The sequence below is a fragment of the Pseudoramibacter faecis genome (assembly GCF_036289405.1).
Lineage (GTDB): Bacteria > Bacillota > Clostridia > Eubacteriales > Eubacteriaceae > Pseudoramibacter > Pseudoramibacter faecis.
Map to the genome: position 1 here is coordinate 77,631 of NZ_JAYFFI010000002.1, position 14,129 is coordinate 91,759.

A 14,129-nucleotide genomic window follows, 5' to 3' on the forward strand; every position below is an offset into this window, starting at 1 on the left:
GATTTATTCCCGCCTCGATTTGCCCACCGCGGTGCAGATCAACTGACTATAAAACCAGATATTCCTGCCGTATTGCGTCTTCGCTTCCTTGCGCGTGAGCGCCGCGGCCACTTCGATCTTTCCCAGTGCGCCCTGCGCCCGCGCTTTTTCTTTGGCCAGCCGCCGGCCGTTTTCTTCCGCGAAAGCCAGGGCTTCTTCGTAGGTCTCGAAGGGCTTTCGGGCATCCTCGGCGCGCACCTCAAAGATTTCCGATTCCGGAATGGGCTTGATGATGACCTCCGAGCGCGCCACCACCTGCCCGGCGATGGCCCCCACCGCGTTGGCCACCTGGGCGTATTCCGGGATGACGGCCTCGGTATCCAAAAGCTCGGCGACCTTCGGCAAGAACACATGGGTCGGCGCGCCGACGCCGATGAGCTTCGCCCGGGTCGTAAAGAGCGAGCCCAAAAGGCCGGCCCTGCCCCGCTTTTTCATTTCGTAGCTGTCGGCGATGTAGCGGCGCATCTGCTCGCCCGGCACCTCGTGATTGGGCCCGCTCCAGGAGGATTCCAGCAAAATGCGCACCACATTGCAATACATCCGCTTTTCAACCAAATCGTAAACCGTGCGGCACAGGCTCTCGATGCCGTCTTCGTGGGCCGAGCGGGCGATAAAGGCCGCCGCGTGCCGGGAGGCCTCGCCGTCGTAGGCGTCGTAGTCCCCAAGGATGTGCATGGCGTCCGTCGGGGTGAAGCCCGAGCGCATGATCATCCCGCTCTTTTCCAGATGCTCGAGGGAAAGTTTATAGATCTCCTCATTCATCACGGCGCCGATTTCTTCCAGCGAAAGAGGCCGCTTTTGAAGCGCTGCGCAAAGCTTTCGCTCGTCGGCGCTTAACGCCGCATCGCCCTCCGGATCGCCGATCAGGCAGAAAAATTCGTGCAGATAATAGGGATGCACCCGGTTGGACAAATCCAGCCGCTCAAGGTTTTCCTTGATCTGCGGATAAACCTTGGCCAGGGCGCACAGGGGAACCACGCGGTAGTTTTCGAGATAGACCTTGCCGTCGAAATCGTAATGGACGGCCGTGTCTCCGCCGAGGCCGAAGGTGTCGATGTAAAGCCCTTTCACAAAGGTCTTCCACTCGCCGACCTGAATGCCCTCGTCGGTGCGCAGGGCCTGGCCGCCTTCGATGACAGCGATGTCCGTCGTGGTGCCGCCCATATCGACGACGATGGCGTCCTCGGTGCGGGCCAGGGTGTTCGCGCCGATCACGCTGGCCGCCGGCCCGCAGAGCAGGGTTTCCACCGGATGGCGCAGGGCGAAATCCTTCGACATCTGGGAGCCGTCGCTGCGGACGATGGTCAGCGGATGCTCCATGCCCATCTCGCCAAATACCGCCTCGATCGCCGTGAGAAAGGCGTAGATCACCGGAACGAGTCGAGCGTTGAGCAGAGCGCCCGCCCCCCGGCGGATGGCGTTGCGGTCGGGGAAGAGGGTGTTGCCGAGGATCACCGGCACGCCGCTGACCCGATGGATGATCTCGGCCGCCCGGGTTTCGTAGGCGCCGAGGTGATCCGCCGAGAACAGCTGCACGATGCTGACACAATCGCAATGGGCGATAAACGCCGGGACTTCCCGTTCAAACGCCGCCCAGTCCGGCTGCTCTGAATGAGTCACGTTCGCACTGATTTTGCACTCGAGGAGCATCACGTCGGCGAGGTTGTCGAAGCCGTAGTTTTTGTAGGTCTCTTCGAGCACCCGGCGGCTGACCCCGATGAGGATGAGCTTGCCCCGGCCGCCCCGATCCTCCACGCAGGCGTTGGTCGCTAACGTCGTCGAAAGGGCGACCTGGCCGCAGGCGCGCAATTTGTCCGTTGGAAGCGCCCGCAGGGCCTTCTCGATGCCGATTTTTAAATCTTTTTTGGTGGTTTCTGTCTTTGCGGCGGCCAGCACCCGATTCGCGCCCAGGTCGTAGACCACCGCGTCAGTGCAGGTGCCGCCGGTATCGATGCCGATGCCAATCATCTGCTGCTCCTGTTATCTTGCTTTAAATGGCCATCCCCGGCTGCGTGCTCAGGACCCGGGCCCGATTTTGCCGCCGGATCTTCTGGGCGCTCGTGCGAAAGCGCTTGGGGGCCATGCCCGTTTGCGCGCTGAAGGCCCGGGTGAAGGTGGAATTGCTGCTGTAGCCCACCATCAGGGCAATCTCCGTCACGCCATAGCGCGTCTCTCGCAAAAGTTCCTTGGCCTTTTCAATGCGCCGGCAGCGGATATAGGCCCCCGGGGACATCCCTGTCTGATTTTTAAACCAGTTGTTGTAATAGGCGACGCTGTAATTTTCGATGGCCGCCAATTCCTCCACCGTGATGGCTCCGGTATAGCGCTCGTCGACGTAGCGAATCGACGGCGGCTGCTGGTTTTCCACCAGCTTGCTGTATAAATAGGTGTAGAGCAGATCCACCGACTGGCTGGCCGGGTTGTGCTTGAGCTCCATGCGGATGAGCTCCACCAGCATGAGGATCTGGTCTTGCATCGGCGCGACCACCGGATGCGTCAACAGGCTGTCGACTTCCTTTTGCACCAGCGGCCCCGAGATGTTTAACGCGAGCAATTCCCCTTCAAAGGCGCATTGATGCGCCATGCCCCGGGGGATAAAGCACAGCTGCTTTGGCGTGAGCTCAAAGTTTTCGCCGCCGACATCGATGGTCATCGCCTTTTTCAGCGGCACCAAAATCTGCGGATAATCGTGCCGGTGGCTGCCAAAGCATTCATGAAACATGCGAATATCGATCATCTTTCCCATAAGACCCCTTCTTTCTCCATTTCTCCAAACGGTCCGGTTCATCTGCCGTTATTCACGGTTTTCACATTCGGTGAAACCATTATAGCGCTCGCGCTTGAAATCGTTTTTTGTTTTCCTTTTGTTTTTGGTATTTTTTTTATGTTTTTTTCGCGGATACCTGCCCTCCCTTGGGGGGCTTCCGGCGCCTTTTGGCCCAAAAAATATCCCTTTCGGCCTGCTTTCGGCCAAAAACGCCCTGAAATTTTTTAAAAAAATCCAAAAGGATTTCCGGCCAAAAAGAGCATCGCCCGGGCAAAGTTTTATCTGACCGAAGCCGGCAAGAGCGCCGGCCACAAGAAAACCCCCGGCTGGGGCGCCGGGGGCAAGGTTGACCAAAGGGACGGGTGGTTTTCGCCGGTGTTAGCCTTCGGGCGACGCCGCCTGCTTTTCGAGTTCTTCGCGCTCGATGGCGCGAATTTCTTCTTTCCGCGCGGCCTCTTTCTCTTTCATTTCCTCCTGATAGGTAATATCGTATTTCTCGCGGTTGCGCAGGAACTTAACGATGGAGATCAACACAAAGATCTGGATGACACAAGCTGGGAAGCCGAGCACCACCACCACCATGTTGAGCGCGTCGTAGCCGCCGACAAAGAGGAGCACTGCCGTGAGCACGCCCATGAAGATGGCGATGGCCGCGTTTAAGATCTTCGGCTGTTTGGTGAGCGACGGATCCGCTTCCGTGTCCTTTAAGAAGAGCATGGGGAAGGAATAGGCCACCGAGTCCGAGAATGTGATGAAGGTCATGATCGCGACGATCAGGAAGAACCATTTCATCACATTGCCCAGGGGCAGGGTGCCCAGGAAAGCGAAGGTCGAGATCCCAGCGCCGAACTTCTGCATCTGAACCCAGAGGTTGCTGCCGTTTAAAATACCGAACATCGCGTTGCCGCCGAAGGCCGAATACCAGGTGAACACAACGATGCAGGGCACCAGGCAATTGACAACGATGAACTGGCGCAGGGTTCTGCCGTAGGAGATGCTGACGTAAAACAGGCACTGCATCATGGCCGGGACGAAGTTCCAGGCGAAATAGAACATCGAGTTGCTGTTCTGCCAGCCGGTTTGATAGACCGGGTCGCCGAAGGTGACCATCGGCACAAAATCCATCACAAAGCGCCCGACCGAGGTGAAGAGCAGCTCAAAGGTGCGGTTGAAGTTGGTCGCAAACAGAATGAATACCAAAATGATGACGTAGCACACGGCGTTGATGTTGGAGAGTTTCCCCATGAGCTTGTGCGCGCCGGAGGTGGCGAAGATCACCGTCGCCACGGTGTAGAAGATGATGAGCGCCATCAGGAAGTTGGGCGTGTGGCTCATCCCCGCCACGGTACCGATGCCGGAATTGAGCTGGATGACGGCGAGGCCCATGTTCGTCCCGCAGACGATCAGGCAGACGATCATCATGATGTTAACCAGCTGGCCGATGATGCCTTTGGTCTTTTCGCCCAACAGCGGATAGAGCGTCGAGCTGCCGTGCAGGTCTTTCTTGCCGTTGTAATACAAAATGGCGATGGCCAGCCCGAAGAAGACCATTAAGAAATAAGACGGAATGCCATAATGCAGGAAGCAGTATTCCAATGTGGGCACCACGGCTTGGGGCGTGCCGGATTTAAAGCCCTGAACTTCCAAAAACTTCGGCATGTTCATGAAGGTGTTGACCGGGCCGGAAACGCCGTAAAAGCAGATCCCGACGGCGATCGTCCCCGTCAGCGACAGGGTGATCCAGGTCAGCATGCTAAAGCTCGGCTTGGCCTTCTTGCCCCCGAGTTTCACATCCCCCGTCTTGCTGAAGACCAGCCACAGACTGAAGATCGTCACGCCGACGATGAAAATAATATACATCCATTTGAAATGATCCATGATCCAGGCGACGGCCGCGGTGAGCGCCGTTTCCGACCGAGTCGGGAACACAGCCCCGATCAACACAACGAGCAGCAAGCAAACGGAGCCCGGAATCATGACGCGTTTGTCGATTTCTTTCCAGTCAAACTTTGCTTTTCGAGAATCTTTGTCTGACATAATATTTTCTCCTCTATCTATTATCCTTTTTTCGCTCGCGTCCCCACGCCAGCAATCCAATGATTAAAGATAGTGTAATCCTTTTAGGTTATCGCTTTTGGAAATTTTTTTTATAAATAGGGCTTTCTTTTGCAAATGATTAAAGGCCCCATTTTGGCCATAAAAAGTTTAAAAAAGCCGAGGTTTGGCAAAGTTTAAGCCCTTTTTTCCGCTTTAAGACTTCATCCCGCCCGCCTCCGCCCAGCCGCCGGCGCCGATGCTTTAACACCGCCGATATATTTGCCAAATTAAATCCAAATAATTGCCAAAAAACAAAAAAATTACGAAACCTTCATTCCGCTTTTGAAAATCTCGTCTTTTTACGCGCTCTTCCCCGCGACCAAAAAAGTCCTTCCCTTATGAAGGCGCAGCAAAAAAGTGCGAAAGAAGCGCTTCCTTCGCACCTGTCGTGCATTATTTTTTCTCGCCCTTCTCCACCCCGTATTTTTTCATCCGGTGCTGAAGGTTTTGCCTGGTGATGCCGAGGTCTCTTGCCGTTTGGGAGACATTGCCGCCGTTTTTGTCCAACGCCCGCCGCAGGTAACGATGCCCGGTCTCCCGAAGGACGGCTTCAAGCGACGGCGTTTTTGGCTCATCCGACGGCGGCGCCCCGCGGACCTGCTCCAAGATGCGGTCCGGCAGATATTCGGGGGTGATCACCGTCTCCTCCCGGGGCATGATGTTGGCGGCAAACTCGATGGCGTGTTGCAATTCTCGCACATTGCCCGGCCAGTGGTAGGCATCGAAGAGCGCCTCCGCCGTGTCCGACACCTCATCGATATTTTTCTTCAATTTTTTGTTCACCGTTCGGATAAACTGCCGGCACAGCAGATAAATATCCTCCTTGCGTTCGCGCAGCGGCGGAATTTTAATGATGATAACCCCAAGCCGATAATAAAGGTCCTCCCGGAGCACGCCTGCCTTCACCGCCTCTTCCGGCGGTTGGTTGATGTTGGAAATAATGCGCACATCGACGCGGATGGGTACGCTCCCCCCGACGTGATAAAACGTCTTTTCCTGAATGACCCGCAGCAGCTTGGACTGCAGCGTCACGTCCATCGAATTGAGCTCGTCGAGGAGCAGTGTCCCGCCGTCAGCCTGCTCGAACAGACCTTCTCGTTTATCCGCCCCGGTGTAGGCCCCTTTCTCGGTCCCGAAGAGAATCGACTCGAGCAACGTCGTCGGGATCGCCGCGCAGTTGATGGCGATGAATGGGCCGTCGCTGCGATCGCTGGCGTTGTGGATGCTTTGGGCAAAGAGCTCCTTCCCCGTGCCGGTTTCTCCATAGATCATCACCGGATAGTCCGACTGGGCGATCATTTTGCAGCGGTCGACGGCCTTTTTCATCCTCGGGCTGCCGAATTTGATATCGTCGAAATGGTAGCGCGCCGCGAGGGCGTTGCTCCGCTTGCCGCCCCCCTTTCGGCTCCGCGTCAGCAAATCGTGCTGCAGCTGCACAATCTGTCTTTGCATCGCGTCCATCTCGGTGTAGTCTTCCATCATGCTGTACGCCGCAAGCATATGGCCGCCGGCCATCACCGGGTAATTGTTCGAGACGATTTGCAGATTGCGCCCGAGGTGCGTCACAAAGTCCTGACGCAGATTCAGATAGGGCTGTTTGGTCTTAAGCATTTTTGGGATGACGAGCACGCTGTTGTTCTGTGCTTCGTAAAGATCGCCGACATATCGGCCGATATCCGTCCGGCTGGTGTGCACCTCCAGGCGAATGGCCGCGTCGTTGATGAAGAGCAGCCGGCCCTCTCGATCCCAGATGGTGATCGACTCCCGCACGTGATCGAACACATTGCGCAGCAGCAGGCTCTGCACATCCGAAGCCGCATCCCGGAAGGTGAGGATCTTTTGATCACCGGTTAAAAACGGCTCACCGATCGCCGCGCAAGGCCGCACGTAGCAGCCGAAGGCCGGGTTGCCAAACGACAAAGCGTCACTCGCCGCTTCGTCCAGCAAGGTGCCAAGAAATGGGGCGGCTTCTCTCAGCGGGCGGCCGCAGATCGAGCGGTCCGTCTTGAGCAAAGCCATACCCCGCTCATTGATCCCCACAATGGTCTCGTCCGCCGAAATCGCCACCGCCCCTAAATAACTTTCGGAATACAGCGCTAAAATCTCCTGAATGATCATGATTCCTCCCCCACTTTTCACATCTTCGCAAGCCGTTTCCCTCGCCTGCCGATTTTTTCTTCACTTTATCAGAATTGGCCGTGGCCCGCAACAAAAAATGGCATCGGTTTTGGCAATCTGCCAAAAATCAGAGCACTTTGCCGGCGCGTCTGCGGCCCGAGCGCCGCGCGAAATCCGAATGGCGCTTTCCTCACCGTCTGCCCTTCCCGCCATACACCGGCAATGCGCGCTCTAAAAAAATTTTTTGCTCGTTTTTTGCGCGAAATTTCAAATTTTTTTCGGACTTTGGCACACTCCTTGCGTAATAAATGGGTGAAGGCAACAAAAGTTTTGCAATCCATCCATTCTGTTATATAAATAAGGAAAGTGAGGAAATGAATCATGGCAACCGAAAAAGATTATCTGGCCAGAGTCAACCGGCTCAAAATGCGCGTGCTCAACACCACGCCGGAAGTCGATATGGAAGACGCCGTCCTGTTAACGAAGGGCTACCAGGAAAGCGACGGGGAAACCCCCGCCGTTCAGAAGGGCCGGGCCTTCCTGAAGCAATGCCGGGAAAAGGACGTGACCATCTATCCCGAAGAACTCATCGTCGGGACCTCCGGCAGCAAGCAGCGCGGCGGCATTTGCTCGCCGGACAATAGCTGGCTTTGGATCTACGACGAGCTCGACACCATCGACCATCGCCCGAACGATCCCTTCGTCTTCCGCGATGAAGATAAAAAGGCCTTCCTCGACATCGTCGTGCCCTATTGGCGCGGCCGCTCGATGCAGGAAAAATGGCTTAAGCAGATTCCGGAAGAAACCAAAATTTTGAAGGAATGCGGCGTGCTCTACATCGACCGCAAGAACGTCCGCGGCCCCGGCGAGCTCACCGCCAACTACGAACGCATCATCCGTGAGGGGGTGGAAGGCCTGGAAGCGCGCATCGCCGAAGTCGAAAAAACCTTAGACGTCACCGTTCCCGGCGATTTCGAAAAACTGGATTACCTGCGCGCGCTCAAATACACCACCGAGGGGCTTCGCACCTTGGGCGAACGCTACGGCGCCGAAGCCCGCCGCCTGGCCGCGCTTGAGGGCGACCCGAAGCGCAAGGCCGAGCTTACAAAAATCGCCGACATCTGCGCGCGCGTGCCCGCCAAGCCCGCCCGCACCTTCTGGGAAGCGATCCAATCGATGTATCTCTACCAGATCGCCATCTTCATGGAACACCAGTCGGCCAGCTACAACCCGGGCTCCATCGATCAATACCTCTATCCTTATTACAAGGCCGATCTCGAAGCCGGGCGCATCACCGAAGACGAGGCCCAGGAACTGCTCGACTGCCTTTGGGTAAAGTTCTCCAACCAGTGCATCTTCCAGGATCAGGAAACCGCGCGCTTCTCCGCCGGCTATCCGATGTTCCAGAACGTGTGCTGCGGCGGCGTCGATCACAACGGCGAAGACGCGGTCAACGAGCTGTCTTATATGGTGCTGCAGGCCACGATGGACGTGCAGATGTATCAGCCGTCGCTCTCGGTGAAATACAACCTGGCCAAGAATCCGGACAAATTCCTCAAGAAAGTGGTGGAGCTCATCCAGATGGGCACCGGCTTCCCGGCTTTCCACAGCGACCAGGCCGGCCAGATGATGATGATGAACAAGGGCATTCCGTTAAAAGAAGCCTACGACTGGAACCCCTGCGGCTGCGTGGAAAACACCATCCCGGGCAAAACCCGCCACTACACCTCCTATGCGGATTATAACCTCGGCTACGCGGTGGAATTCGCCTTAAACGACGGCAAGAGCCGCAAGTACGGCCGCTATGCCGGCGCCCGTACCGGCGACCCGACACGCTTTGCGGCCTACGACGATTTCCTCGAAGCGGTGAAGGCCCAGCTGCGCCACGAAATCCACGGCCTGGTCGCCGGCGATCAAGTGACCCAGCACCTCCAGCTCGAACAGCTTTGCCCCGTGGCCTCCCTGACCTTTGACGGCTGCATCGAAAAGGCGACGGACTACGCCTGCGGCGGCCCGGTTTACTCCCTCGGGGATGGGGTTGACGCCATCGGCGTGGCCGACCTCATCAACAGCGTCCAGGCCGTCCGCGAATTGGTCTACGACAAGAAGGTCATCACGATGGACGAGCTGGTCAAAGCCATCGCCGCCGATTTCGAAGGCTACGACGATATCCTCGCCCTGTGCCAAAGCGCCAAGAAATACGGCAATGACGACGAAGAGGTCAACCAGCTGGCCACCGACCTCTTTAACTACATCGAAGACTATATCGAAACCTTCCGCAATCGCTACGGCAAGCTCTCCGGCGGGATCCTGCCGGTCTCCGGGAACACGCCTTTCGGCATGGAAGTGGGGGCGCTGCCTTCCGGGCGCCGCGCATGGATGCCGTTAGCCGATGGGGTCAGCCCCAATGTCGGCACCGACACCCAGGGCATGAGCGCGGTCATCAGCTCCGTCGCCAACATCCCCCACGGCCGCAACGACCAGGGCACCCTGCTCAATTTGAAGCTCGACCCGGCCTTTGCCCGGGGCGAAAACGCCACCGGCTCGCTGATGGCCTTCCTCAAGAGCCTTTGCGCCATGGGCATCTACCACGTGCAGTTTAACGTCGTGGACGAAGCTGAGCTTAAAGACGCCCAGATCCATCCGGAAGACCACAAGGATCTTTTGATCCGCGTGGCCGGCTACACCGCCTATTTCGTCGAACTCAGCCGCGAAACCCAAAACGACATCATCTCGCGCACGACCCAAACCGCCATCTAAGCACTTGAACCCAACGGCCCGGGGGACACCCGTCCCCCTTTTCATCAAAGAAGGACGTCATCATGAAAAGCGAAGCGACAACCGGGACGGTCCTGCGAATCGAGCGCATCTCGCCGGACGACGGCATGGGCCTGCGGACGGTCATCTTCTTGAAGGGCTGCCCGCTGCGCTGTGCCTGGTGCTCGACGCCGGAATCCCACAAGCGCGAGCCGGAATGGTATTACATGCAGTCGAAGTGCCGCCGCTGCGGCCACTGCATCGCCGCCTGCCCGAACGGCGCCCTGGCCTTCTCGGCAGACGGCAGCGCCATCGTCCGCGACCAAAGCCGCTGCCACAACTGCTTTCGCTGCGCCGACGCCTGCATCCCCCACGCCATCGATATCTTCGGCAAGACCATGAGCGTCGACGATATCATGCGCGAGGTGCAAAAGGACCGCCTTTTCTATTTTTATTCCGGCGGCGGCGTCACCTTAAGCGGCGGCGACGTGCTGCTCCAGGCCGACTTTGCCGAGGCCATCCTCAAGGCCTGCAAGGAAAGCCTGATCGACACCACGGCCGAGCTTGATCTTTACGGCGACTACGCGAACCTCGCCCGCTTGTTGCCGCTGCTCGACAGTTATTTTGCGGACCTCAAGCACATGGACGACGCGGCCCACCAAAAATGGACGGGTGTCTCCAACAAAACGATTCTCGCCAACGCCAGGCGCGCCGGCGAGGCGTTTCCCGACACGCCGATGCACGCCCGGGTACCCTTCATCCCCGGCGTCAACGACACCGAGGAAAACATCGTCGCCACGGCCGAGTTTTGCCGCGAGATTCCAAACTGTCGCTCGCTGGAGTTTCTGCCTTACCACCGGCTGGGAACCGCCAAATACCGCTATTTGGGGCGGCCCTGCCCCTTCGAGCACATCACGCCGCTAACGGTGGAAGCCACCGAAGAACAGGTGGCCATCCTCAAGGCGCGGGACTGGCCCTTTGAGATCAAAATCGCCGGGAAGGTGATGTTTCCCCCAGCGCATTGATTTTTATTTGCTTTTTGCAAACGAACCAATTTAAGATTATTCTAATAAAACATTTTGTGCCAATGATTATCTAAGGAGAAATGGAGCGTTCTCATGATCAACACAAGTGTAAAAGTTTTGACGATGGTTTTGATGCTCGCCGATTTGCTGTTTTGCATCATCACCGGCCTGCGCAAAAAGGATGTCATTAAAGACGCCGACGACTTTTTCATCGCCGGCAAGAACACCAACACGTTGTTTTTAACCATGACTGCCTTCGCCAGTCTGCTCGGCGCCGGGCTGTTCATCGGCCAGGCGGGCCGCGGCTTCACCTACGGCATCGCAGCCTATTGGCAGCTCTTCGGCGAAGGGATCGCCGCCGGAGTGGTGATGGCGCTGGTCATCGGGCCCTACCTCGCCCATTTCCGCTGCTATTCCATGGCGCATTTCATCGGCGCCCACATCTGCGGCGGGGACACCCTGGTGCGGCGCATCGCCGGCGTGGCCAACTTCCTGCCCAACATGCTCTGGGCCGGCGCCCAGATCATGGGCATCTCCTACGTCGTGCAGCAGCTCTTCGGCTTGGATTACCGAATCGTCGCGCTGATCTGCGGCGCAGTGTTCATTTTCTACACCACCTGCGGCGGGCTGGCCTCCGTTATCGTCACGGACTTCCTTCACGGCATGATCGCTTTGGTCACCTGCTTCCTCGCGATCTTCTTCGGCGTGAAGATGATCCATGTGGACTGGGGCGGCTTCGCGGGCTTTCGCGACGCCATTGTCGCCATCGCGCCCCAGAAGTGGAACATGACCACGATGACGCCGATGCAGATCGTCACCGCGTTTTTAACCGGCTTCCTCGGCACATTGTCCAATCCGATTTACTGGAACCGCGCCTTCACCTCGAAGGACGCCAAAACCTGCCGCAACGCCTACGCCTTTGCGTTTTCCGTCGGGACGATCATTCCGCTATTCACCATCATGCTCGGCCTTTTAGCTTTTCTTTATAACCACCACATCGGCGACCAGGCCTTGGTTTGGATGGTCATGCACAAGATGCCCGGCTTCATGACGGCGACCCTCGGCATGGCCGTGCTCGCCGCGACCTTAAGCTCGGCGGACACCCACTTAAACTGTGCTGCGGCCAATATCGTCGCCGACGTCATCGATCCAGAGGGCAAGTTCACCACCGAGCAGACCGTTAAATACAGCCGCATCGCCACCGTGGTCTGCGGGATCATCTCCGTGCTGGTCTCCATGGGCGCCAGCATGATCTACAGCCTGGCCAACTTCGGCTACGCGGTGTGCGGCGGCGTGCTGGTGCCGCTGTTTGCCGTCGGCTATCTGATGATGGACAAAACCGACGGGAACGTCTTTCGCTCCAAGCTCACCAAATCCGGCGCCATTGGCGGCATGGTCTTCGGCATGATCGTCGCCTGCCTCTTCCAGGGGGTGCCAAGCTTAAGCGCCATCATCGGCGGCGGGGTGGTCCCCGGCGTCGCGGCCACACTCATCGGCATCCTCGTGGGCAACGCCTTCGGCCAGAAGGATTCTCTGGGCAACGCCAAATACTATCAGGCCAAAGTCCAGCAATAAGTTAATACATTCCGCTCGGCGGCTGCTCGCAAGCCCCGGGCGCTGCGGTTCACACGGCCATTCAGATTCACATTCACACAAGAGAGGGAAACCAATGAAAGATCGTTACACTTTTGCCACCAAAGCGGAACTGGATTTCATCCACGAGAAATCGATGGAGATTTTGGAGACCGTCGGGGTGATTTTTGCCCACGACGACGCCATCGCCATCTTTAAAGAGCACGGCTTTCGCACCGAAGGCCAGACCGTCTTTATGACGGCGGCCGATGTCGAGAAGGCGCTTGAAACCGCGCCGGCCACCTTCGAATGGGTCGGCCGGGGAAGCAGCGTCACCGTCGGCGGCGGCAAAACCATCTGCGCCCCGGCCTACGGCCCGATCCTCGTGCTCGAAAACGGCGAATTCCACAAGACCACCCAGCGGGACTTCTTGAACTTTACCAAGCTCCACGCGTCGAGCCCAGTGCTGGATGTGTCCAACCCCAACATGATCGACTTCAACTTCATGGATGCGTCCATCGCCTCCAACTGGGCCCAGGCCACGACACTGCTCCTCGACACGAGGCCGGCCATCGGCATGGTCGACGGCTACAAACACGCCGAAGACAGCATCGCCATGGCGCGCCGCTTCTATGGCGCGGGGGACGACCAAGTGATGGTCAACGGGCTGATCTCGGTCGCTTCTCCGGCCCATTATTCGCCGGCCATGTGTGAAGCGCTCATCACCTACGCCAAGGCCGGCCAGGGCATGTTCATCACCCCGTCGAGCCTCAACGGGATGACGGTGCCTGGAAGCCTCGCCTCCCTGTTGCTGATGAACAACGTGGAAGTGCTCGCCGGCATTGTGCTGGCCCAGGTGATCAACCCCGGCGCCCCGGTGATCTACGGCAATCAAAGCCACGGCTGCGACCTGCGCTACGGCACGCCGAGCATCGGCTCCCCGGAACAATGCCTGATCTTCTCCGCCGCCAAGGCCTTCGGCGACTACTATCACCTGCCGGTGCGCACCGGCGGCTCCTCCTGCGACGCCAAACAGGTGGACATGCAGGCCGGCGTGGAATCCTACGCCACGATGTTTGCCACCTTGCAAAGCGGCGCCGACTTCATGGTGCATTCCTGCGGCAGCCTCGACTCCGACAGCACCATCAGCTACGACAAATACATTTACGACGAAGAAATCCTCCTGTATATCCGGCGCATCCTCCGGGGCATCGAGGTGAACGAAGACACGCTGCTCGTCGACGCCATTAAAGACATCGGCCCCGGCGGCACCTTCCTCGATCTCGAAGACGACCTGATGGACGACAGCACCGAGGCCTACGACGACGACTACATCATCCTCAAGGTGCCCAGCCGCGAAGGCCACGCCACCTGGGACAGCCGCGGGCGCCGGAGCGTAACCGATCGCACCGGCAAAATTGTGGGCGAGCGCCTAGCCGCCTACACCATGCCGGACGTCACGGCCGATCAGCTGGCCGCCTTCGCGGATTTCGTGCCTCAGGACGTGCTCACAAGCACCATCGAGGCCGCCAAACAAATCGATTGGTAAGCCGCTTTCCCTCTTCCGGCTTTTCCAATACATCAGCCGAATCCCCGGATGCGAAGTCTCGCATTCGGGGATTTTTAATGAAGCGAAACTTTGCACAGGGGGCCGGCGTCTTTGCGGATATTGATTTGGTTCGTCTCTTTTTCCGTCATTGCATCATTGCCATCATCACAACCATCTCCGCCGATCTCTTCAAAATGTTAGTTAT

The 14,129-nt window shown here is 57.8% G+C and carries 9 protein-coding genes; 4 read left to right on the forward strand and 5 right to left on the reverse strand.

Features of this window, described 5'->3' with window-relative positions; all coding sequences use genetic code 11:
• Positions 1 to 3: 3 nt before the first annotated feature.
• The 5 genes from V3C63_RS03005 to V3C63_RS03025 form a co-directional block, all read right to left on the reverse strand.
• Positions 4 to 2,007, reverse strand: a complete 2,004-nt coding sequence (locus tag V3C63_RS03005) for a hydantoinase/oxoprolinase family protein (RefSeq protein WP_329886348.1) — start codon at positions 2,005 to 2,007, stop codon at positions 4 to 6.
• Between the two features lie 22 nt (positions 2,008 to 2,029).
• The gene (locus tag V3C63_RS03010) at positions 2,030 to 2,785 is read right to left on the reverse strand and encodes a helix-turn-helix domain-containing protein (RefSeq protein ID WP_329886349.1); all 756 of its coding nucleotides are present in this window, start codon (positions 2,783 to 2,785) and stop codon (positions 2,030 to 2,032) included.
• A gap of 399 nt (positions 2,786 to 3,184) precedes the next feature.
• Positions 3,185 to 4,843 (reverse strand): BCCT family transporter, encoded by a 1,659-nt coding sequence (locus V3C63_RS03015; RefSeq protein WP_329886350.1) that lies wholly within the window; start codon positions 4,841 to 4,843, stop codon positions 3,185 to 3,187.
• Positions 4,844 to 5,296: 453 nt separating this feature from the next.
• Positions 5,297 to 7,021: a sigma-54 interaction domain-containing protein gene (locus V3C63_RS03020; RefSeq protein ID WP_329886351.1), complete on the reverse strand. Its 1,725-nt coding sequence runs from the start codon at positions 7,019 to 7,021 to the stop codon at positions 5,297 to 5,299.
• Positions 7,022 to 7,089: 68 nt separating this feature from the next.
• Entirely contained in the window at positions 7,090 to 7,404 is a 315-nt protein-coding gene (locus V3C63_RS03025) for a hypothetical protein (RefSeq protein WP_329886352.1), read from the reverse strand.
• Between V3C63_RS03025 and V3C63_RS03030 the strand changes: the two genes are divergently transcribed.
• The 4 genes from V3C63_RS03030 (at position 7,403) to V3C63_RS03045 (ending at position 13,924) form a co-directional block, all read left to right on the forward strand.
• Complete coding sequence (locus V3C63_RS03030; RefSeq protein ID WP_329886353.1) at positions 7,403 to 9,781, forward strand: glycyl radical protein; 2,379 nt, start codon at positions 7,403 to 7,405, stop codon at positions 9,779 to 9,781. The two genes, V3C63_RS03025 and V3C63_RS03030, sit on opposite strands and share 2 nt — an antisense overlap.
• Positions 9,782 to 9,843: 62 nt before the next feature.
• Complete coding sequence (locus V3C63_RS03035) at positions 9,844 to 10,803, forward strand: glycyl-radical enzyme activating protein (protein WP_329886354.1); 960 nt, start codon at positions 9,844 to 9,846, stop codon at positions 10,801 to 10,803.
• A gap of 93 nt (positions 10,804 to 10,896) precedes the next feature.
• A complete protein-coding gene (locus V3C63_RS03040; protein ID WP_329886355.1) occupies positions 10,897 to 12,378 on the forward strand; it encodes a sodium:solute symporter family protein in 1,482 nt (493 codons plus the stop codon).
• A gap of 94 nt (positions 12,379 to 12,472) precedes the next feature.
• Positions 12,473 to 13,924 (forward strand): trimethylamine methyltransferase family protein, encoded by a 1,452-nt coding sequence (locus V3C63_RS03045; protein WP_329886356.1) that lies wholly within the window; start codon positions 12,473 to 12,475, stop codon positions 13,922 to 13,924.
• Positions 13,925 to 14,129: the final 205 nt, after the last annotated feature.